A 20,815-nucleotide genomic window follows, 5' to 3' on the forward strand; every position below is an offset into this window, starting at 1 on the left:
ACTCAACAAATAAGGAATGAAAAAATGGAACTTGAACAAATTCTTAATACATTATTTGAAAATAAAGCGCTCACAGAACAACAATCTTCAATTTTTTTCACCGCGGTTGTGAAAGGCGAAGTGGCGTCGGAACAACTTGCAGCTGCTTTAATCGCATTAAAAGTACGAGGCGAAACCATTGATGAAATTACGGGAGCGGTTACCGCACTTTTAACCATGGCTCAGCCCTTCCCCACGCCTGATTACCCAATTGCCGATATTGTAGGCACAGGTGGAGACGGTGCCAATACTATTAATATTTCCACTGCATCAGCTATTGTCGCTGCGAGTATGGGACTGAAAATAGCAAAGCATGGCAACCGTAGTGTTTCCAGTTTAACTGGTGCCAGCGATGTATTAACTCATTTAGGCGTGAATGTTGCAATGAGTACAGAAAATGCACGTCGTAGTTTAGATGAAAACGGTTTGGCCTTTATTTTTGCCCCTCAGTATCATACAGGCTTTAAACATGCAGCACCTGTACGCCAAGCCTTAAAAACCCGCACTATTTTTAATATTCTAGGGCCACTGATTAATCCTGCTTCACCTAAAAGACAATTATTGGGCGTATATAGTCCGCAATTATTAAAGCCCTATGTAGAAACTAGCGCCCGTTTAAAGCATGAGCACAGTATTATTGTGCATGGCAATGGCTTAGATGAAGTCGCCGTTCATGGCAACACACAGGTGGCAGAATTGCAACATGGTCAAATTAAATTCTATGATCTGTCACCAAAAGATTTTGGTTTCAAAACCCAAGCGTTATCTGAACTGCAAGGTGGTGAGCCACAAAAAAATGCAGAAATTATCACCGCACTTTTACAAGGCAATGGTAAAGAGACGCAAAATCAAGCTATAGCAATGAATACAGCGCTATTAATGAAACTCTTTGGTTATCAAAATATTAAACAAAATGCAGAGCAAGTATTAGCACATTTATCAACTGGCAAAGCCTTTGACACCTTACAACGCTTAACTATGTATTAATGGGTATGAATGGAATAAATATGAATACACAACCGACTATCTTACAAAAAATCATTAAGGATAAACTTGTTTGGTTAGAACATAAAAAGCAACAGGTTCCGTTACAACAATTTCAACAAAACATTACAAAATCTGACCGCAGTTTTTATCAAGCTTTACAGCAAGGTCGCCACAGTAAATCCGCATTTATTTTGGAATGTAAAAAAGCCTCGCCGTCCAAAGGATTGATACGTGCAGATTTTAATCTAACCGAGATTGCACAAGTTTATAAAAATTATGCCAATGTCATTTCTGTATTAACAGATGAGCAATATTTTCAAGGTGATTTTGCTTATATAAAACAAGTTCGTGACATTGTCACTCAACCGGTATTATGTAAAGATTTCATTATTGATGAATATCAGGTTTATTTAGCACGTTATCATCAAGCCGATGCGATTTTATTAATGCTTTCTGTGATTGATGATAAAACTTATCAAAATTTATCCGCACTTGCGCATCAATTAGGTATGGGCGTATTAACCGAAACCAGCAATGAAGCTGAATTTGAACGCGCATTAGCATTAGGGGCCAAAATGATTGGTGTAAATAATCGAGATTTACATGATTTAACTGTTGATCTTAATCGTGTTGTTCATTTAACAGAAAAATTTGCCCAACATATCCCCGATGATGTGAGAATTATTAGTGAATCTGGCATTTATACCAATCAGCAAGTTAAACAATTAAGCCAAGTAGCTCATGGCTTTTTAATTGGCAGCAGCCTGATGGGAAGTATCGATTTAAATAACGCAGTCAGAGCTATTATATTTGGCGAAAATAAAGTTTGTGGCTTAACCAGAACACAAGATGTGAAACTAGCCTATGATTGTGGCGCTTTATATGGCGGGCTCATTTTTGCCGATAAATCACCAAGGCAGCTTTCCTTACGTCAAGCACAAGAATTGGTGACCGCTGCCCCATTACGCTTTGTAGGCGTGTTCCAAAATCAACCCATTGATTTTATCGTTACAATTGCCAAGCAGCTCAATTTATTTGCGGTGCAATTACATGGTGAAGAAAATACGCAATTTATCACCGCACTTCGCCAACAATTACCAGAGCATATTCAAATTTGGAAAGCGATTTCAATTGATGTAAATCAGCAAAGTGCGGTGCAAATTTCCTCAATTTTAGCGATTGATCGCTACGTGTTAGACAGCAAAACGACTACTCAACAAGGAGGTACTGGGCTAAGTTTTGATTGGTCCTTAATTCCTAATGAACAAAAAGAAAAGATTTTGTTAGCAGGTGGAATTGGTCCACAAAATATTGAACTTGCTTTAGCACAAGGCTGTGTTGGGGTTGATCTCAATTCAGGCGTGGAAAGTCGTAAAGGAATTAAAGATAGTGAAAAACTCCGCCAAGTTTTCGAAAAGATAGGAGCCTATTAAAATAATAAAAAAAGTGCCTCATACTGAGGCACTACTCGGAAAGCAAAATATATCTGGCTATTTGTTATAGCACTTATTCTAAGTGCGGTAAGAATACATAATCACTTAGGCTATATCAAACACCAATATTTAATTTTGTGACATAGCTCACGCAAATTATTTTATTTTGCTTAAATTTTATTTAGCTAAGAAACCATATTGTACAAAAATGTCTTTTGCTTCTTTAGATTTTAAATAATCTAAGAAACCTTGTACTTCTGCATTTTTGTGATCTTTTACAATCGCCACAGGGTATTGCACTGGTGGATGAGAACCTTCAGGGAACATCGCAACCACTTTCACTTTTTGGCTCGCTTTCGCATCTGTACTATATACGATACCTAATGGACTTTCGCCTTGTTCAACTAAAGCTAAAGCAGCACGTACGTTATTCGCGCGAGCTAATTTATTCTCTACATTAGCCCATTGTCCTAAATTGGTTAACGCAGTTTTTGCATAAATACCCGCAGGTACATGATCAGGATCGCCCACTGCTAAATACGTATTATCTAAATGTTTTTGCCATTTATCTTTTGTTAAATCTACTTCTGACACTTTGCTGTCTTTTGGTGCAATCATCACCAAACGGTTATTAACTAATACTGCTTTACTGCCTTCATCAATAGCTTGTTTTTCAGAAAGGTAGTTCATCCATTTTAAATCAGCAGATAAGAAAATATCCGCAGGTGCACCTTGCTCAATTTGTTTTGCTAATACTGAAGATGAAGCAAATGAAAATTCAATTTCTTCTTTTGGTTTTTGTTTTTTATATTCATCAGCGACTTGCTGTAACGCATTTGTCATTGAAGCTGCAGCAAAAACAACCACTTTTGCCATTGCGCCTTGTGCCATAAATAAACTTGCCATTAAAATTAAGGCTGCCTTTTTGTGTTTACGAATCATACATTTCTCCTTGTTTGTATTTGTTTATTCGCTGTATGAATAATTATATAACAATCAATAAAATAAAAGCTACTGCAAAGTCAAGATTTCTTATAGAATATAAAAGGAAATAAGGAGCAAATAATGAGTACTGAAATTCTGCTAAGCATAAAATTGCAACAACAACTCTTTGTTGATCCAAAACGTATTCGATTATTAAAAGAAATTCAAAAATGTGGCTCAATTAACCAAGCGGCTAAACGAGCTAACGTCAGCTATAAAAGTGCATGGGATCATTTGGCTGCAATGAATGAAATTAGCCCTCGCCCTTTGTTAGAACGTAATATTGGCGGAAAAAATGGTGGCGGAACAGAACTCACCACATATGCCGAACGTTTATTACAACTCTACGAATTACTTGCACAAACGCAGCAAAAAGCCTTCCAAATTTTGCAAGACGAAGACATTCCGCTAAATAGTTTATTAACGGCTACAGCACGCTTTTCGTTGCAAAGTAGCGCAAGAAATCAATTTTTCGGCAAAGTGAAACAATGCATCATTCAACAACTTAATGCCCTTGTTGAAATTGAGCTGCCTGAATTAGACAAGCCAATTTATGCTGCAATTACCCAAAAAAGTGCGGAGCGTTTACAGTTAGTTTGGGGTAAAGAAGTGATGCTCATGGTTAAAGCCCCTTGGGTAAATATTTTGCTTCATCCAAGCGAAGAGCAAAATGTATTTAGTGCCCAAGTTCAATCTATTGTGGATAAAGGGAATAATCAGGAAATTTTGCTTTCCATTAATTCTCATCTTGAAGTCTGTGCCAATGCACATCAAGAACAACAATTAACAATTGGGCAACAAGTTTGGTTAAAAATTGACCCAGAACAAATTATCTTAGCGACGCTTTATTGATATTCATCACAAAAATCAAATTTTCAACTTGATTTCAATAAAAAATAACGCATAATTTATCTAGATGATAATTGATATTATTTAGATTACTAATTATGCGTTTTATTTTTCATATTTTGTGGATCAGTTTTCTTTTTATTAGCAACCTCGTCCATGCCTCTGACTTCCAAGCCTTATCCGAAGATATAAAAACACGTTTAGATAAAACCGCCCAACTCTACCAACAAAATCAAATTGATGATGCGCGCACTGAAGTGCAGATGGCGTATTTTGAAGTATTCGAAAACCTAGAAGGTCCAATTCGTATTAATTTTTCTGCCCAAAAGAGCTACCAAATGGAAGCTACTTTTGGTGAAATCCGCAAAATGATCGGTGAAGGAAAATCACAACAAGAAATTCAAGATAAAATTCAATGGCTGAAAAATGAACTCGATGCTGTGGTACCCTCTTTATCTGATGGTCATCAACTCAATGCAGAAGGTCAGCATAACACCTACGAAAATCAACAAATTTCTGCTTATTGGCAGCAAAGTTTTAAAATGTTAGATGATCTTTTAGCTGATGCCATTGCCGCTTATCAAGACAACCAACTCACAGATGCTAAAAAGCTCATTCAACAAGCGCAATATGACGGCTTTAAAAATTCTGAAATGGAAATGTCGATTCGCAATAATCGCGGTGCAGATATTGCGGCCAATATTAATCAACAATTCTATGATTTAATCAAGCTCAGCGATCAACCTGAGCAAATTACCGTTTTAGGCTATCAAATCACCCAATTGCTACAAACTATTGAAGAACAATTGCCAAATCTGCCAACCACACGAGATGAGCAAAATGCGCAAGCCAACGAAAGTGCGGTGCAAAATGAACAAGATTTGGATTGGCATAATATCAGCCAACAGGTAAATCAAGGTATTCAACAAGCTATTCAAGCTTACCAAACGGGCAATGGGAAAAAAGCTATGTTGATGGTGCAAGATACCTATTTTGATATTTTTGAAGCCAGTGGCATGGAAAATAAAGTGGGTTCGCGTGACGCGAATTTTAAAACCCAAATTGAAGGTTATTTCACGCGAATTGTAAGTCAAATCAAAGCCAATGCACCTGTGGATACGTTACAACAGCAAGCGCAAGGCTTAAGTGAGGATTTAGCCAAAGCGGTTACGATGTTACAAGGTGAAACTCAATCTGATTGGTCAATGTTCTTATACAGCTTGCTGATTATTCTGCGTGAAGGCTTAGAAGCACTATTAATTGTCGCAGCAATTGTCGCCTACTTAGTGAAAAATAATCATCAAGATAAATTACCAACTATTCGCAATTCGATTTACGTTGCCCTCGTTGCTAGCTTAATCACTGCGGTGATTTTCCAATTAATTTTTGAGAATTCAGGACAAAATCGTGAATTATTAGAAGGTATTACCATGGCAATTGCGGTGGTAATGCTGTTTATGATGAGTTATTGGCTACTGTCTAAAGTGGAAGCACAAAACTGGAAACGCTACCTTGAAGGCAAACTAGATATGGCATTAAGCACTGGTTCCCTAATTAGCTTATGGATCACCAGTTTCCTTGCTGTTTATCGCGAAGGGGCAGAAACCGTTCTGTTCTACTATGCGTTAGCAAGTGATGTACATACTTTCGCCGGTTATATTTATTTATTGGCGGGCTTTGTAGTCGGCGTGATTATCCTCGCTATTTGTTACGTTATTATGCGTTATAGCGTGGTCAGATTACCACTTAAACCTTTCTTTATGTTCACTGGCAGTTTCTTGTACTTAATGGCATTTATTTTTGCTGGCAAAAGTGTCCTTGAACTTATTGAAGGAAAATTATTTGAGCCAACCCTACTGAGCAATTTCCCTGAAATTAGCTTGTTAGGCATTTATCCTTATGTGGAAACCTTAATTCCACAAGGCATACTGATTATTGCTGCTATCTTTGCTTTCTTTTATATGCGTAGAGAAAGAAAGTTAGCAGAAATATAAAATACCCAAACGAAACTTACTACATTAATTAACCTAACCCAAAAGGAAATTAAGATGAAAAAAACCTTACTTTTAACCGCACTTACTGGTATTTTTGCAGTGTCCTCTGCTCAAGCGTTTAAAGAGTACCCAATTGGCGAAGCGCAAACAATGAACGAAATGGAAATTGCTGCGGTTTATTTACAACCGATTGATATGGAACCTCGTGGTATGGGTTTATCAGCTGCAAAATCTGACATTCACTTAGAAGCAGATATTCATGCAACTAAAGGTAACAAAAATGGTTTCGGTGAAGGTGAATGGATGCCGTATTTAACCATCAGCTACACGCTTGTGAACACCGATACTAACCAAAAACAAGAAGGTACATTTATGCCAATGGTGGCTGGCGATGGTCCTCACTATGGCGCAAACGTGAAAATGATGGGCGTAGGTAACTACAAATTAACCTATCATATCGAACCACCTTCAAAAGCAGGGTTACACCGTCACACAGATAACGAAACAGGTGTAGGTCGTTGGTGGAAACCATTTGATGTGAATTATGAATTCAAATTCACAGGTTTAGAAAAATAATCCTAACATAAATTATTGGTGGGGCATTGTCCCCACCCTTCTGCTTTATTATGTCATACTTTTTTACTACGCTACTCCAATCCTTACTTCCCACAGCACTTTTACTCGCCTGTGCGTGGTCTGCTTTTAACAAAATAAATATCAAAGCGCTTATTTGGACAAGCCTTATCGCAATTGCAGTGGGTATTTCCATTGCCTCAATGCTTTCCTTTAATCAAATTACCTTATTAAGTCTAAATAGCACTGCAAGCATTGTTCTTGTTTTATTTTTATTTAGTCAATGTCGCCCTATAAAATGGCTAAACAACATTTGGCATTTTTTACTCTGCACACTTGCAGCAATGCAATGGGCCAAAAATCCCAATATTAATGCCATAACGGCGACTGATGTCATCAATACTGATTTTATTTTACATCTAAGTGCGGTCATTTTTGGCTTACTTTTCTGCCTATTTTTAGCCGCATGGCTCTACATTTTGCTCAAACAAGTGAAAACAGAACAAAAACTCACCGCACTTCGTTGGAGCTTATTATTGATATTAAGCGCAATACTCCTCTCTCCGTTATTTGGTGATATATTGCTCGGTTTAATGAAATTACAGGTGATTGAACTCACTAAAACTCGCCTCAGCCTTGTTGCCAAAACTGGCAATATTATTAATTATATCAACTATATTTCAGCTGGATTAGGATTACTCATTATCAGTTTATACGCTATCAAATTCCTATTTCCGCGTAAAAAAGCCATTCAGCTTAGCGAAAATCCTATTGAGAAACGCCAAAAAACAGCAAAATATATCCAATCTCGTCGCATTGTTATGTGGGGATTATTCAGTTTTCTCTTTATTTTAATGAGCCAACTTTATTGGGATAAATTCGCTTCTCAGCCATTACAATTATCAGAAGCAACACCAGTAAAATTAGATCAAAATCAGCAAGTGAGAATTCCTATTGAGCAAGTGAAAGATGGTAACTTGCACCGTTTTGTTTGGGTGGCAGATGATGGCAAAGCAGTGCGATTTTTCATTATTAATCGTCTTGAAGATCGCTTAAGTTTAGGCGTGGTTTTTGACGCTTGTCTATTATGTGGCGATCAAGGTTATGTCATGCAAGATGGCCAAGTTGTTTGCGTCGGCTGTGAAGTGCGAATGTTTAAACCATCCATTGGCAAACCGGGTGGTTGCAACCCTGTTCCTATTGAAAATTGGCAGCAAACAGAAAACGAAGTCATTATTGACCGCACTTCTTTGGAAATGGGGCTGAATTTATTTTCTACAGTGCTAGAAATTGAAGTGATTGACCCTGTAGATCAAACAAAACTCATCAATACGAAAACGGAATTTAAATATAATTTCAACAATAAAACCTATTTCTTTGCCAATGAAAAGAACTTGGAATTATTCAGAGATAAACCGGAAAACTATGTGAAGGAGGAATAATGTTAGGGAGAATGTTATTTCAATCTTGGAAACATGGTTTAAAACGTAAATTATTAGCGATTATTACGATTTTCTTAGCATCGGGTTTAGTGTCTGCGCTACTTGCCGTTTCCATTGATATTGGCGATAAAATGGCAAAGGAACTTAAATCCTATGGTGCCAATATTTTAATTGAGCCTGCCAGTAGCGCTATTCTGCCTGAAATGGCTGAAAATAAAACCTCTTTGGCAACGCAAGATTTTATTGATGAAAAAGAATTACCTAATATTAAAGATATTTTCTGGCGCAACAATATTGTCGGCTTTGCTCCCTTGCTGACAGCAGAAGTCACCGCAAATGGCAAAGATAAAATTCCTATTTTAGGCACCTTTTTTGATCATAATATTGCTGTTCCTGATGAAGAAGATTATCACACAGGGCAAAAAATTATCAGCCCTTATTGGCAAGTAACAGGCGAATGGGTTGATGATCACAATGGTGACTTTACTGATAACGTGCCTACCTTAATTGGTACACAGCTCGCAAAAAGTAAACAATGGCAAATTGGCGATAAAATTTCCTTAAGTTATCAAGATCAAGAAGTGCAAACGCAGCTAAATGTTGTAATTAAAGGTATCGTGGCGACTGGCGGAACAGAAGAAAATCAATTGATTATGCCATTAAGTGCGGTGCAAAATTTATTAGTTTTGCCAGGCAAAGTGCAAGCAGTTAAGGTATCCGCTTTAACAGTGCCTGAAAATGAGCTTTCTCGCAAAGCACGTTCTAATGTAGATGCGTTGGCTCAAGAAGAATATGATCTTTGGTATTGCACCGCCTATGTTTCCTCAATTGCACATCAACTGGAAGAAGCCATTTCTGGTGCGGTTGTACGCCCAATTTGGCAAGTCGCTGCTTCAGAAGGCGTGGTAATTGAAAAAATCCAATTATTGCTTGGCGTAGTCACAGTTGCAGCCTTAATTGCAGCCGCTATGGGCATTGCTTCATTAATGACAACATCCATTATTGAACGCAGTAAAGAAATTGGCTTAATGAAAGCCTTAGGCGCTTACCAATGGCAAATTACACTCTTATTTTATTGTGAAGCCGCAATCAGCGCCATTATTGGCGGATTAGTTGGTTGTATTGCAGGTTGGGCATTAGCAAAATTTATAGGAGCGACCTTATTTGGTGCACCATTAGATTTTGCTTGGATCGTAGTACCTTGCGTACTCGTGCTAGCCATCCTAATTGCACTTATTGGCACTTGGTTCCCTGCTCACCGTATTGCAAAACTCTATCCTGTGGAAGTACTTTATGGGCGTTAAGAAAAACTCTTCAATGTTTTGGCGATTAGTTTTCCAAGCGCTTCGCCTACGCTTACAACGTGTATTTATTATTTTTGCTGCGTTAACAGTAGGAGCTAGTATCGTTACAGCTATGTCCGCGGTTTATTTTGATATTAATACCAAAATGTCCCAAGAATTGCGTACTTTTGGTGCTAATTTCTACATTGGCGCCAATGATGCCGGCTTAATTCAAACGGATATTGTTGAAGAAATTATCAATCAAGCACCGCCAAATCTCATTACTGCTAGCAGTGCCTATTTATATGGGGTTACGCGCAGTGAATTGGAAAAGATTGTATTAATGGGTGTACAATTTGAAACCTTAAAGCCACTTTCACCCTATTGGCAAGTTGAAGGCTCAATGATTGGAGTGAGCTTTGATGATCGCAATGCGATGATTGGTAAAACCTTGGCTGAACGGCTTAATCTTAAAGTGGGTGATAAAATCACCTTAAGCAAAACCGCGGTGGAAAAACAGAGTTTTAAAATTAAAGGCATTGTAGAAGCTGGCGACGCAACAGACAGTATGCTCATTGTTAATTTGTCTTTTGCACAAGATTGGTTAGAAAAAGATGGCTTAGCCAGTAATGCCCTTTTCATCGTCAAAAATGATCAGGGTCAAGTAGAACAATTTGCCCAACAATTGCAAAAAGATTATCCCCAATTAGATATTCGCCCAATACGTAAAGTGTCTTCTTCTGAAGGGCAAATTTTGGATAAAATTAAAGGATTAATGGGGCTAATTTCTGTGGTTATCCTTATTCTTGCCACTTTATGTGTTAATACGACCCTCATTGCTATCGTCGGTGAACGGGCGAAAGAATTTGCCCTACAAAAAGCATTAGGGGCAAAACGAAAAGATATTATTACGCAAATTGGTACAGAAACCCTTATTATTGCCATTGCAGCCATTATTACAGGTCTCATTTTAGGCTATATCTTGGCACAAGTGCTGGGATTAACCGTTTTTAAAGCGAATATTGATATGCGTTTGCCTGTCATCCCGATAACCTTTATTTTGTTACTTATAGTGGCATTTATTGCAGTTATCGTACCGACAAAGCGCGCCTTAAATGTGGAAATGGCAAGCGTATTAAAAGGAGAATAGAATGGCAAATATTGTCATTGAAACACAGCATTTATATAAACGATTTGGGCAAGTTACCGCGCTTGATGACATTAATATTCAAATTCATCAAGGCGAATTTGTGGCAATTATGGGCGCCTCAGGCTCTGGAAAAACCACATTAATGAATATTCTCACAGGGCTTGATACCGCTTCTGAAGGTAAAGTAATACTGGATGGCGTTGACGCAGCGCAACTTGATGAAGTGGGTCGTCAACGCTTTCGTGCAGAAAAAATTGGTCTCGTTTTCCAACAATTCCATTTAATTCCCTATTTAACTGCCTTGGAAAACGTTATGCTTGCTCAGCACTACCATAGCGTCATTGATGAGGAAGCGGCTAAAGCTGTATTGGAACAAGTAGGATTAGAACATCGGATACATCATCGACCAAATCAACTTTCTGGTGGCGAACAACAACGAGTTTGTATCGCAAGGGCATTAGTCAATCAGCCGCCCGTTATTTTTGCCGATGAACCAACCGGTAATCTTGATGAAAAAAACGAACAGCTTGCCTTACAACTGTTACAAGATCTCAATAAACAAGGGCGTACAATCGTGATGGTAACCCATAATCCAGAATTAGGTAAACTAACCCATCGCACCATTTATTTACAACATGGTAAATTTTTACGAGAAGAACATAATGAAATTTAACTTTTTACTCAAGTCTATCTTATTAAGTGCGGTGCTTTTGGGCGTAGTTTCTTGCAAGGAACAGGTCGCGGAAATTGGACAAACCGCACCTGATATTGCCGCTTTTGATTTGCAAGGGAATAAAGTTGAACTAAAACAATGGCAAGGAAAACCTATTTTACTCAGTTTTTGGTCTGAAAGCTGCGGAGTTTGCTTAGCGGAATTAAAAGAATTTGAAAAATTATCAGCCCAGTATCCGGATCAACTACAAGTTGTAGCAATTAATACGGATGGCAATAAAGGCAATACGCAAGCCACTGTACAAAAACGCCAAATTCAGCTCACTGTCATTAAAGATCAAATGCAAATTACAGGTGAACGCTATCAAATTGTTGGCACACCAACCACATTTTTTATTGATTCAGAAGGAAAAATTCGCTATAAATTCGAGGGGCTTATCCCGAAAAATAAATTAGAACAACTTTTTACTCAAAGCTAACATTATGAAAAAATTGATTTTATTAACCGCACTTTGTGCTGTTATTTCTACTACTCAAGCACATACTCCCGACATGAAACAAGGCGAACGTACCTTCCGCCAAATGTGCTCAACTTGCCATGGAAGACAAGGTGAACGCTCTGCATTAGGCCAATCTGCTATTATTAATAAATTGCCAGCAGATGAAATTGTTACTGCTTTACAAGCACGCAAAAAAGGCGAAATTATGGGGGCAGGCAATAGCGCCAAAGCTCGCCTCAGCGATCAAGATATGCAAAATATTGCAACTTATTTAGAAAGTTTAGCGCAAAAATAATTATGCTTTTATTCAAAAATCCTTGTTATTTCATATACAAGGATTTTTTATTTCCTTTTTCTCAGAATTCACTTCTTTTCTTCTCTAAAAATTTTTTAAAACGCCACTTTACTTTTATATACTAGTTTAATAGTATATTAATCAAATTCAAACTTATCCATAGGTAATAATATGTCTGAAACGATTTTAGATCCTTATTTTGGCGAATTTGGTGGTATGTATGTACCAGAAATTCTCGTCCCTGTATTAAAACAACTAGAAAAAGCCTTTGTCGAGGCGCAACAAGATCCTGAATTTCAACAAGAATTACAAGATTTATTAAAGAATTACGCGGGTCGTCCCACAGCTTTAACTCTCTGCAAAAATTTAACGAAAGCAACCAAAACAAAACTCTATTTAAAACGCGAAGATTTGTTACATGGTGGCGCACATAAAACCAACCAAGTATTAGGGCAAGCTTTATTAGCTAAACGCATGGGAAAAACTCGAATTATTGCCGAAACAGGTGCGGGACAACATGGCGTTGCCACTGCCCTTGCCTGTGCGATGTTAGATTTGCCTTGCCGAATTTATATGGGCGCAAAAGATGTGGAACGCCAATCACCCAATGTATTCCGTATGCGTTTAATGGGGGCAGAAGTCATTGCTGTACAAAAAGGTTCTTGTTCACTTAAAGACGCTTGTTGCGAGGCTATGCGTGATTGGGCTGCAAATTATGAAGATACCCATTATTTAATTGGTACAGCAGCAGGTCCTCATCCATTTCCAACAATGGTAAGAGAATTTCAAAAAATGATTGGCGAAGAAACCAAACAACAAATCTTGGCAAGGGAAAATCGTTTACCTGATGCGGTGATTGCTTGCGTAGGTGGCGGCTCGAATGCAATTGGCATGTTTGCTGATTTTATCGATGAGCCATCAGTGAAATTAATCGGCGTGGAACCCGCTGGCAAAGGCATTGAAACAGGACGGCATGGTGCCCCATTAGGCCATGGAAAAACTGGCATTTATTTTGGAATGAAGTCACCAATTATGCAAACAGAAGACGGACAAATTGAAGAATCTTACAGTATCTCTGCAGGTTTAGACTTCCCTTCTATTGGCCCTCAACACGCCCATCTGCAATCCATTGGACGAGCGGAATATCCAAGCATTACAGATGATGAAGCCTTATTTGCTTTTAAAGAATTAGCACAACATGAAGGCATTATTCCTGCTTTAGAAAGTTCTCACGCCCTTGCCTATGCGTTAAAAATGGCAAAAGAAAACCCAGAAAAAGAGCAACTTTTAGTAGTTAATTTATCTGGACGAGGCGATAAAGATATTTTTACTGTTGATAAAATTTTTACTGAAAGAGGAATTCTCTAATGGACCGTTTTGCACAATTATTTTCAAAATTAAATGCTAAACAACAAGGTGCTTTTGTTCCTTTTGTTACCCTTTGCGATCCTGATTTAGAACGTTCATTTGACATTATTTGTACATTAGTTGACAACGGTGCCGATGCATTAGAATTAGGTTTCCCATTTTCTGATCCTCTGCTCGATGGTCCTGTAATTCAAGCTGCCAATAATCGCGCATTACATTCAGGATGTAGCACAAAAGAAAGCTTTGAATTATTAGCAAAAGTGCGGTCAAAATATCCTGAGATTCCAATTAGCCTATTACTCTGTGCAAATTTGGTCTATGCTCAAACTTTAGACGGATTCTATCAACGCTGTGCTGATGTTGGCATTGATGCCGTATTGGTTGCCGATATTCCTTTACTTGCCGCTCAGCCTTATATTGAAGCCGCACAGAAATATGGTATTCAGCCCGTATTTATTTGCCCTCCGAATGCGGATGAAAATACCATAAAAAACATCGCGCAATATTCTCGGGGTTACACTTATCTGGTATCTAGATCTGGCGTAACCAGTGCCGAAAATCAGCAGCAAGCCAACAATTTAGATAACCTTGTTGAGCAATTAAAAAAATACAATGCACCACCGATTCTGCAAGGTTTCGGCATATCAGAACCTCAGCAAGTCAAAAATGCCTTATCCATGGGCGTTGCAGGCGCGATTTCTGGCTCCGCAACAGTGAAGATTATTGAAGATAATTTAACTAATCATCGCCAATGTTTAATTGAACTTGCTCAATTTGTGCAACAAATGAAAGCGGCAACCTCATTGTTAACATAAAAATAAAACGTCCCATTGAGGACGTTTTTTATTTGTATAAATTCCCTTCTTTCTTATCGCAATCGTTTGCCTAAAATGCGCCTATTATGCTATTCTACGCAAGTTTTTTATCCCTATTCATGGATTCCAAATATGTCTAATACTCAACCAAAAATTGCCATTGTGATGGGCTCAAAAAGTGATTGGGCAACCATGCAAGAAGCCACTCAAATTTTAGATCAATTACAAGTTCCTTATCATGTTGAAGTTGTATCTGCACATCGTACGCCTGATAAACTCTTCACCTTTGCTGAACAAGCAGAACAAAATGGATATAAAGTCATTATTGCTGGCGCTGGCGGTGCCGCTCACCTCCCAGGTATGATTGCAGCGAAAACCTTAGTCCCTGTATTAGGCGTGCCAGTCAAAAGTTCTATGTTAAGCGGTGTTGACAGCCTTTATTCTATTGTTCAAATGCCAAAAGGTATTCCCGTTGGTACGTTAGCTATTGGTCCAGCAGGCGCAGCAAATGCAGGTCTTTTAGCTGCACAAATTTTGGCCGCGTGGGACAATAATCTCTTATCTCGTTTAAAAACGTTTAGAGAAACTCAAACAAATTCTGTGCTAGATAATCCCGATCCGCGTGATTAATTTCCTATCTTTCATACAGCAGGAATAATAAATTTTATGCAAAAAAGTGCTTTATATCCAACCGTTTACGTTCTTGGTAATGGTCAATTAGGTCGTATGTTACGCTATGCGGGGGCGCCACTTGATATTGACGTAGTACCATTAGCATTTGATGACCCAATGTTTGATTTAGCGCCCAATAGCATTATTACGGCAGAAATTGAACGTTGGGCAGTGACACCATTAACAGAAATGCTCGGCAATCATGATAAATTTGTTAATAAGAATGTGTTTGCAACCACAGCAGATCGTTTTAGCCAAAAATCATTATTAGATGAACTAAATTTACCGACTTCACCTTGGTGTTTACTTGAAAGTGCGGTGCATTTTGAACAAGTTTTCAATGAAATTGGCGATAAAGTTGTAGTTAAACGTCGTACTGGTGGCTATGACGGGCGCGGTCAATGGATTGTAACGAACGAAAATAAAGACGTGATTACAGATGATCTCTTTGGCGAAGTTATTGCTGAGAAATTTATTCCCTTTGATGGCGAAGTATCCATTGTTGGTGCTCGTTTTAAAAATGGCGAAACACGTTTCTATCCTGTAACACATAACTTACAGCAAAATGGTATTTTACGTTACAGCGTAGCAGACAGTTCAAACCAGCATTTACAAGCTCAAGCGGAAGAAATGCTGGGTAAAGTAATGCACAAACTCAATTATATTGGTGTAATGGCAATGGAATGTTTTGTTGTCGGCAACAAATTATTAATTAATGAGCTTGCCCCTCGTGTGCATAATAGTGGACATTGGACGCAATTAGGTTGTTCCATTAGCCAATTTGAATTACATCTGCGTGCGTTATTAGATTTGCCTACTCCTGAATTACAGGTTTTTGCCCCAAGCGTGATGGTCAATTTAATTGGTACGGAGCATAATCCTCAATGGTTAAATACGCCATTTAGTCAGCTACATTGGTATGGCAAAGAGGTTCGTCCTGGGCGTAAAGTAGGTCATATTAACCTGACACATATTGATAAAAATGTATTAATTGCGCAGCTGAATAAACTAAGCAAAGAATTACCTGAGGATTATCAATCGGGGATTAATTGGGCAATCGCAAAATTAAAATAATATTAATAAATTCATACATTCTTTGTTTTATGTATAACAATAAAGAGAAATTGTAATATTTTTTCAAAAAATAGTTGCAATTTCCCTTTCTTTTACAGTATAACCATAATCACAAATACAACATTCTATAAGGACTATTACTATGTTTGAAAATATTACGCCTGCGCCAGCAGATCCTATTCTAGGTTTAGGTGAAGCTTTTAAAGCAGATTCTCGTCAAGAGAAAGTCAATTTAGGTATTGGTGTTTACAAAGATGCCAAAGGCAACACACCAATTATGAAAGCGGTTAAAGATGCCGAAGCACGTTTGTTTGAACAAGAAACAACCAAAAACTACTTATCAATTGACGGTGTAGCAGAGTTCAATGCTCACACTCAAGAATTGTTATTTGGCAAAGATTCTAACATTGTGAAAAGCAAACGCGCTAAAACTGTTCAAAGCTTAGGTGGTACAGGCGCATTACGAATTGCGGCTGAATTTGTTAAACGCCAGACAAAAGCACAGAATGTATGGATCAGTTCACCGACTTGGCCAAATCACAATGCTATTTTCAATGCGGTAGGTATCACCATTCGTGAATATCGTTGGTATGATGCGGAACGTAAAGTCTTAGACTGGGATAACCTGATTGCAGACTTAAGCAATGCAGGAGAAGGTGATGTGGTGTTATTACATGGTTGCTGCCATAACCCAACAGGTATCGACCCAACTCCAGAGCAATGGAAAGTGCTAGCTGATATGTCAGCGAAAAATGGTTGGTTACCACTATTTGACTTTGCTTATCAAGGTCTTGCAAACGGCTTAGAAGAAGATGCGGTTGGTTTACGTACTTTCGCAGCAAACCATAAAGAATTATTAGTAGCAAGTTCATACTCTAAAAACTTCGGTTTATATAATGAACGCGTTGGTGCATTCACGCTCGTAGCAGAAAATGAAACTGTGGCAGCAACAGCATTAACACAGGTTAAAACCATTATTCGTACACTTTACTCAAACCCTGCTGCACATGGTGCTTCAGCAGTTTCTGTGGTATTAAAAGATCCTGCACTACGTGCTGAATGGGAAGCGGAATTAGCAGAAATGCGTACGCGTATCAAAGCAATGCGTTTCAAATTCGTTGAATTACTTAAAGAATTTGGTGCAGAACAAGATTTCAGCTTTATTACTGAACAAAATGGTATGTTCTCTTTCAGTGGCTTAACTGCTGAACAAGTTGATCGCTTAAAAGAAGAATTCGCAATTTATGCAGTTCGCTCAGGTCGTATAAATGTCGCAGGAATTACTGAAGATAATATTCGTTATCTGTGTGAAAGCATTGTAAAAGTGCTTTAATACTCATCATAAAAATACCGCATTTCATCAAAGTGCGGTATTTTTTATCTTAATTTCACCCTCAATAATATTCTCATTTAATGCATTAAACATACTTTGTATAGTTTCAGCATTAACCTTATGCTGATTTTCAAAGAAATTCATCATTCGATACACTTCTCTTTCTAATCCTAAATGCGCTGCTTTTGTTAAAGTGCGGTGGATTTCTTGCACATTTACGCCAACATTACTAATCACGATCAAAACATGCTTTTCAGGAAAACGATCACAATAGCGAAAAGCATATTGTAAATATTGATAAGCTTTTTTCTTCGCTTGCTGGAAACGTTGCTCTGTCCAAATATATTGCCCTTTTTCACTTAAATAACGATCATTTTCAACATGAAAAATCTTAGCCTCTGGATAATCTCTTTTAAACTCGACCATTTTTTGTTTTGCGAAAGTCGTTTTACCAGACCCTGAATGACCGCGGATAATAATCAGTTTTTTCATAAATAAACCTATGACATATTGTTTTAGCAAGTTTACATAGAGTATTTCTACAATATTCAATTTTTAGCTTATTAAATTTTATATTATCATTAACCTTTGCAACATATTAAATTGTTCTCCCCCATTTAAATTCCCCTTGTTCATTTGTACTCTGCCCTTATATTAGGTACAATCCCTCATTATTTTTGCATTGGAAAAATTATGACAAAGAAAAAAATAAAACCAGGCTCGAATACAATTGCATTGAATAAACGTGCTAGACATGATTATTTTATAGAAGAAGAAATTGAAGCAGGATTGTCTTTACAAGGTTGGGAAGTAAAATCCATGCGTGCAGGCAAAGCCAATATCAGCGATAGCTATGTGATTTTCAATAACGGTGAAGCCTATTTATTCGGCGCGACTATTCAACCGCTTAGTGTAGCTTCTACTCATATCGTTTGCGATCCGACAAGAACGCGTAAATTGTTGTTAAATCAAAAAGAATTAGCCTCGTTATTTGGTAAAGCCAATCGTGATGGCTATACTATTGTTGCCCTTTCGCTTTATTGGAAACAGGCTTGGGCAAAACTTAAAATTGGTTTAGCAAAAGGAAAAAAATTACATGATAAGCGGGAAGATATTAAAGATCGGGAATGGAAACTACAGAAAGATCGCATTATGAAGAATGCAAATCGTGGATAATCTGTTACAATCCTTATGTAAAATTTTTGTAAACTAAATGGAGAATATAATGGCACAGGATCAAGATCCTTGGGCAGCACCCGGAACGAATAATTCGTCTGGACAAAAGCCTGATAATCAACGTGATGAATCACAACAAGGTTCATCAGGTTCTCATCGACATGAGCAATCCCCGCCTGATTTAGAAGAAGCCTTCACTAATTTATTAAAGAAATTAGGTGGCAATAAAAACAAAGGCTCAAATTCAAATCAAAGCAATAATTTGCCTGAAATGAAAATAGGTAAATTACTGCCACTTGCTGTTGGTATTGGTGCAGTAATTTGGGGATTAAGCGGGTTTTATACCGTAAAAGAAGCGGAACGTGGTGTGGTAACACGTTTTGGACAATTACATTCGATTGTACAGCCTGGTTTAAACTGGAAACCGACTTTTATCGATCAAGTGTTGCCAGTTAATGTTGAGCAAGTAAAAGAGCTGAAAACCCAAGGTTCTATGTTGACGCAAGATGAGAATATGGTGAAAGTGGAAATGACGGTGCAATACCGCGTACAAGATCCTGCAAAATTCTTATTTAGTGTAACCAATGCCGAAGACAGCTTAGGGCAAGCCACAGACAGTGCTCTACGTTATGTGATTGGTCACATGACAATGGATAACATTCTGACAACAGGTCGTGCTGTTGTGCGTGAAAATACGTGGAAAGCACTAAATGATATTATCAAACCTTATGATATGGGTTTAGAAGTCATTGATGTGAACTTCCAATCTGCTCGTCCACCTGAAGAAGTGAAAGATGCATTTGACGATGCGATTAAAGCACAAGAAGACGAACAACGTTATATTCGTGAAGCTGAAGCTTACGCGCGTGAACGTGAGCCAATTGCTCGTGGTAATGCACAACGAATTTTAGAAGAAGCAACTGCTTATAAAGATCAAATTGTGCTTGATGCTAAAGGGGAAATTGAACGTTTCCAACGTTTATTGCCTGAATTTAAACTTTCTCCTGAAGTATTAAAACAGCGCCTATACATTCAATCCATGGAAAAAGTGATGGCTAAAACGCCGAAAGTGATGATGGATTCAGGTAATAATATTACTGTATTACCATTAGACCAAATGTTGCGTGGTAAATCAGAAAATGTACAAGAAAACACACCAAAAGCCATTGAAAGAAGCGCTCCAGTACGTTCTGAGCCACAAAGTGCGGTGAATTCTCAGCCAGTTTCTGAATCTTACAAAGGGGCAAATACAGAACAAGAACGTAGAGGGAGATTTAACTAATGCGTAAATTTTTAACGCCAATTATCATTGTTTTAGGTTTAGTCATCTACTCTAGTGTTGTTATCGTACAAGAAGGTTCACGCGGTATTATGTTGCGTTTTAGCAAAGTACATCGTGATGCAGATAATAAAGTGGTCGTGTATAACCCAGGTTTACATTTTAAAGTGCCATTTATTGATAACATCAAAATTTTAGATGCACGCATTAAAACTCTTGATGGTCAGCCAGACCGTTTCGTTACTGTAGAGAAAAAAGACTTATTAGTAGATTCCTATGTAAAATGGCGAATCAGCGATTTTGGTCGTTTTTATACAGCAACAAGTGGCGGTGACTATAACCGCGCTTCTAGCCTATTACGCCGTAAAGTCAACGACAGATTACGTTCAGAAATTGGTTCTCGTACCATTAAAGATATTGTCTCTGGCACCCGAGGCGAATTAATGGAAGGAGCGAAAAAAGCATTGAATTCAGGGCAAGATAGCACCGCTGAATTAGGTATTGAAGTAGTTGATGTTCGTATTAAACAAATCAACTTACCTGATGAAGTGTCTTCATCAATTTACCAACGTATGCGTGCTGAACGTGACGCGGTAGCGCGTGAACATCGTTCACAAGGTAAAGAAAAAGCCGCTTTTATTCAGGCTGATGTAGATCGTAAAGTCACCTTAATTTTAGCCAATGCCAATAAAACAGCACAGCAATTACGCGGTGAAGGCGATGCCTTAGCAGCTAAACTCTACTCTGATGCTTTTAGTCAGGAAGCTGAATTCTATGGTTTCTTGCGTAGTTTAAAAGCATATGAAAACAGCTTTACCGGTTCTGAAAACATGATGATCTTAAAACCGGGTAGTGAGTTTTTCCGCTTTATGCAATCACCAACAAAATAAATAAAAA

At 38.0% G+C, this 20,815-nt stretch carries 21 protein-coding genes; 19 read left to right on the plus strand and 2 right to left on the minus strand.

The window, feature by feature from the left end; translation table 11 throughout:
- Positions 1-24: 24 nt before the first annotated feature.
- Both trpD and trpCF read left to right on the plus strand, forming a co-directional pair.
- Positions 25-1,026, plus strand: a complete 1,002-nt coding sequence (gene trpD / locus ACT2CV_RS03270) for an anthranilate phosphoribosyltransferase (RefSeq protein ID WP_464972452.1) — start codon at positions 25-27, stop codon at positions 1,024-1,026.
- A 20-nt stretch (positions 1,027-1,046) separates the two neighbouring features.
- Positions 1,047-2,459, plus strand: a complete 1,413-nt coding sequence (gene trpCF / locus ACT2CV_RS03275; protein ID WP_464972451.1) for a bifunctional indole-3-glycerol-phosphate synthase TrpC/phosphoribosylanthranilate isomerase TrpF — start codon at positions 1,047-1,049, stop codon at positions 2,457-2,459.
- 177 nt (positions 2,460-2,636) lie between these two features.
- Here the strand turns inward: trpCF and modA are convergent, their stop codons facing one another.
- Positions 2,637-3,398 (minus strand): molybdate ABC transporter substrate-binding protein, encoded by a 762-nt coding sequence (gene modA, locus ACT2CV_RS03280; protein WP_464974008.1) that lies wholly within the window; start codon positions 3,396-3,398, stop codon positions 2,637-2,639.
- 123 nt (positions 3,399-3,521) lie between these two features.
- Here modA and ACT2CV_RS03285 point away from each other — a divergent pair, with 123 nt between their 5' ends.
- The 14 genes from ACT2CV_RS03285 to ACT2CV_RS03350 all read left to right on the plus strand — a co-directional run bounded on the left by ACT2CV_RS03285 (position 3,522) and on the right by ACT2CV_RS03350 (position 17,463).
- Positions 3,522-4,295 (plus strand): TOBE domain-containing protein, encoded by a 774-nt coding sequence (locus tag ACT2CV_RS03285; RefSeq protein WP_464974007.1) that lies wholly within the window; start codon positions 3,522-3,524, stop codon positions 4,293-4,295.
- 95 nt (positions 4,296-4,390) lie between these two features.
- Complete coding sequence (locus tag ACT2CV_RS03290) at positions 4,391-6,286, plus strand: FTR1 family iron permease (RefSeq protein ID WP_464972450.1); 1,896 nt, start codon at positions 4,391-4,393, stop codon at positions 6,284-6,286.
- Between the two features lie 54 nt (positions 6,287-6,340).
- Complete coding sequence (locus ACT2CV_RS03295) at positions 6,341-6,862, plus strand: iron transporter (RefSeq protein WP_464972449.1); 522 nt, start codon at positions 6,341-6,343, stop codon at positions 6,860-6,862.
- A 50-nt stretch (positions 6,863-6,912) separates the two neighbouring features.
- Entirely contained in the window at positions 6,913-8,301 is a 1,389-nt protein-coding gene (locus ACT2CV_RS03300; protein WP_464972448.1) for a Fe-S-containing protein, read from the plus strand.
- The gene (locus ACT2CV_RS03305) at positions 8,301-9,605 is read left to right on the plus strand and encodes an ABC transporter permease (RefSeq protein WP_464972447.1); all 1,305 of its coding nucleotides are present in this window, start codon (positions 8,301-8,303) and stop codon (positions 9,603-9,605) included. The genes ACT2CV_RS03300 and ACT2CV_RS03305 overlap by 1 nt, the downstream gene beginning before the upstream one ends.
- A 13-nt stretch (positions 9,606-9,618) precedes the next feature.
- Positions 9,619-10,734 (plus strand): ABC transporter permease, encoded by a 1,116-nt coding sequence (locus ACT2CV_RS03310; RefSeq protein WP_464972446.1) that lies wholly within the window; start codon positions 9,619-9,621, stop codon positions 10,732-10,734.
- Position 10,735: 1 nt separating this feature from the next.
- Entirely contained in the window at positions 10,736-11,407 is a 672-nt protein-coding gene (locus tag ACT2CV_RS03315; protein ID WP_464972445.1) for an ABC transporter ATP-binding protein, read from the plus strand.
- The gene (locus tag ACT2CV_RS03320; RefSeq protein WP_464972444.1) at positions 11,397-11,885 is read left to right on the plus strand and encodes a TlpA family protein disulfide reductase; all 489 of its coding nucleotides are present in this window, start codon (positions 11,397-11,399) and stop codon (positions 11,883-11,885) included. Before ACT2CV_RS03315 ends, ACT2CV_RS03320 begins: the two co-directional genes overlap by 11 nt.
- A 4-nt stretch (positions 11,886-11,889) precedes the next feature.
- A complete protein-coding gene (locus ACT2CV_RS03325; RefSeq protein ID WP_464972443.1) occupies positions 11,890-12,201 on the plus strand; it encodes a c-type cytochrome in 312 nt (103 codons plus the stop codon).
- 171 nt (positions 12,202-12,372) lie between these two features.
- Positions 12,373-13,569, plus strand: coding sequence for a tryptophan synthase subunit beta (gene trpB / locus ACT2CV_RS03330; RefSeq protein ID WP_464972442.1), 1,197 nt, complete (start codon positions 12,373-12,375; stop codon positions 13,567-13,569).
- A complete protein-coding gene (trpA, locus tag ACT2CV_RS03335) occupies positions 13,569-14,384 on the plus strand; it encodes a tryptophan synthase subunit alpha (RefSeq protein ID WP_464972441.1) in 816 nt (271 codons plus the stop codon). The genes trpB and trpA overlap by 1 nt, the downstream gene beginning before the upstream one ends.
- Positions 14,385-14,516: 132 nt before the next feature.
- A complete protein-coding gene (purE, locus tag ACT2CV_RS03340; RefSeq protein ID WP_464972440.1) occupies positions 14,517-15,014 on the plus strand; it encodes a 5-(carboxyamino)imidazole ribonucleotide mutase in 498 nt (165 codons plus the stop codon).
- A gap of 36 nt (positions 15,015-15,050) precedes the next feature.
- Positions 15,051-16,130 carry a 5-(carboxyamino)imidazole ribonucleotide synthase gene (purK, locus tag ACT2CV_RS03345; RefSeq protein ID WP_464972439.1) on the plus strand — a complete coding sequence of 360 codons (1,080 nt, stop codon included), beginning with the start codon at positions 15,051-15,053 and terminating at the stop codon, positions 16,128-16,130.
- A 142-nt stretch (positions 16,131-16,272) separates the two neighbouring features.
- Positions 16,273-17,463, plus strand: coding sequence for an amino acid aminotransferase (locus ACT2CV_RS03350; protein ID WP_464972438.1), 1,191 nt, complete (start codon positions 16,273-16,275; stop codon positions 17,461-17,463).
- A gap of 27 nt (positions 17,464-17,490) precedes the next feature.
- On the opposite strand, the gene ACT2CV_RS03355 is transcribed toward ACT2CV_RS03350, so the two are convergent.
- The gene (locus ACT2CV_RS03355) at positions 17,491-17,955 is read right to left on the minus strand and encodes a hypothetical protein (protein ID WP_464972437.1); all 465 of its coding nucleotides are present in this window, start codon (positions 17,953-17,955) and stop codon (positions 17,491-17,493) included.
- Positions 17,956-18,156: 201 nt separating this feature from the next.
- On the opposite strand from ACT2CV_RS03355, the gene smpB reads away from it, so the two are divergent.
- Genes smpB through hflC form a run of 3 tightly spaced genes read left to right on the plus strand, consistent with a single transcriptional unit; the run spans position 18,157 to position 20,808 of the window.
- Complete coding sequence (gene smpB / locus ACT2CV_RS03360; RefSeq protein WP_464972436.1) at positions 18,157-18,639, plus strand: SsrA-binding protein SmpB; 483 nt, start codon at positions 18,157-18,159, stop codon at positions 18,637-18,639.
- A 37-nt stretch (positions 18,640-18,676) separates the two neighbouring features.
- Positions 18,677-19,921: an FtsH protease activity modulator HflK gene (gene hflK, locus ACT2CV_RS03365; protein ID WP_464972435.1), complete on the plus strand. Its 1,245-nt coding sequence runs from the start codon at positions 18,677-18,679 to the stop codon at positions 19,919-19,921.
- Complete coding sequence (hflC, locus tag ACT2CV_RS03370) at positions 19,921-20,808, plus strand: protease modulator HflC (RefSeq protein ID WP_464972434.1); 888 nt, start codon at positions 19,921-19,923, stop codon at positions 20,806-20,808. Before hflK ends, hflC begins: the two co-directional genes overlap by 1 nt.
- Positions 20,809-20,815: the final 7 nt, after the last annotated feature.

Source organism: Reella acinonychis (assembly GCF_052384575.1).
GTDB lineage: Bacteria > Pseudomonadota > Gammaproteobacteria > Enterobacterales > Pasteurellaceae > JBQSUQ01.

What these genes read in the sequence shown, in the direction of transcription:
- trpD (WP_464972452.1), top strand. Translation starts at nt 25, where the DNA reads ATGGAACTTGAACAAATTCTTAATACATTATTTGAAAATAAAGCGCTC.
- trpCF (WP_464972451.1), top strand. Translation starts at nt 1,047, where the DNA reads ATGAATACACAACCGACTATCTTACAAAAAATCATTAAGGATAAACTT.
- ACT2CV_RS03290 (WP_464972450.1), top strand. Translation starts at nt 4,391, where the DNA reads ATGCGTTTTATTTTTCATATTTTGTGGATCAGTTTTCTTTTTATTAGC.
- ACT2CV_RS03295 (WP_464972449.1), top strand. Translation starts at nt 6,341, where the DNA reads ATGAAAAAAACCTTACTTTTAACCGCACTTACTGGTATTTTTGCAGTG.
- ACT2CV_RS03300 (WP_464972448.1), top strand. Translation starts at nt 6,913, where the DNA reads ATGTCATACTTTTTTACTACGCTACTCCAATCCTTACTTCCCACAGCA.
- ACT2CV_RS03305 (WP_464972447.1), top strand. Translation starts at nt 8,301, where the DNA reads ATGTTAGGGAGAATGTTATTTCAATCTTGGAAACATGGTTTAAAACGT.
- ACT2CV_RS03310 (WP_464972446.1), top strand. Translation starts at nt 9,619, where the DNA reads ATGTTTTGGCGATTAGTTTTCCAAGCGCTTCGCCTACGCTTACAACGT.
- ACT2CV_RS03315 (WP_464972445.1), top strand. Translation starts at nt 10,736, where the DNA reads ATGGCAAATATTGTCATTGAAACACAGCATTTATATAAACGATTTGGG.
- ACT2CV_RS03320 (WP_464972444.1), top strand. Translation starts at nt 11,397, where the DNA reads ATGAAATTTAACTTTTTACTCAAGTCTATCTTATTAAGTGCGGTGCTT.
- ACT2CV_RS03325 (WP_464972443.1), top strand. Translation starts at nt 11,890, where the DNA reads ATGAAAAAATTGATTTTATTAACCGCACTTTGTGCTGTTATTTCTACT.
- trpB (WP_464972442.1), top strand. Translation starts at nt 12,373, where the DNA reads ATGTCTGAAACGATTTTAGATCCTTATTTTGGCGAATTTGGTGGTATG.
- trpA (WP_464972441.1), top strand. Translation starts at nt 13,569, where the DNA reads ATGGACCGTTTTGCACAATTATTTTCAAAATTAAATGCTAAACAACAA.
- purE (WP_464972440.1), top strand. Translation starts at nt 14,517, where the DNA reads ATGTCTAATACTCAACCAAAAATTGCCATTGTGATGGGCTCAAAAAGT.
- purK (WP_464972439.1), top strand. Translation starts at nt 15,051, where the DNA reads ATGCAAAAAAGTGCTTTATATCCAACCGTTTACGTTCTTGGTAATGGT.
- ACT2CV_RS03350 (WP_464972438.1), top strand. Translation starts at nt 16,273, where the DNA reads ATGTTTGAAAATATTACGCCTGCGCCAGCAGATCCTATTCTAGGTTTA.
- ACT2CV_RS03355 (WP_464972437.1), bottom strand. Translation starts at nt 17,955, where the DNA reads ATGAAAAAACTGATTATTATCCGCGGTCATTCAGGGTCTGGTAAAACG.
- smpB (WP_464972436.1), top strand. Translation starts at nt 18,157, where the DNA reads ATGACAAAGAAAAAAATAAAACCAGGCTCGAATACAATTGCATTGAAT.
- hflK (WP_464972435.1), top strand. Translation starts at nt 18,677, where the DNA reads ATGGAGAATATAATGGCACAGGATCAAGATCCTTGGGCAGCACCCGGA.
- hflC (WP_464972434.1), top strand. Translation starts at nt 19,921, where the DNA reads ATGCGTAAATTTTTAACGCCAATTATCATTGTTTTAGGTTTAGTCATC.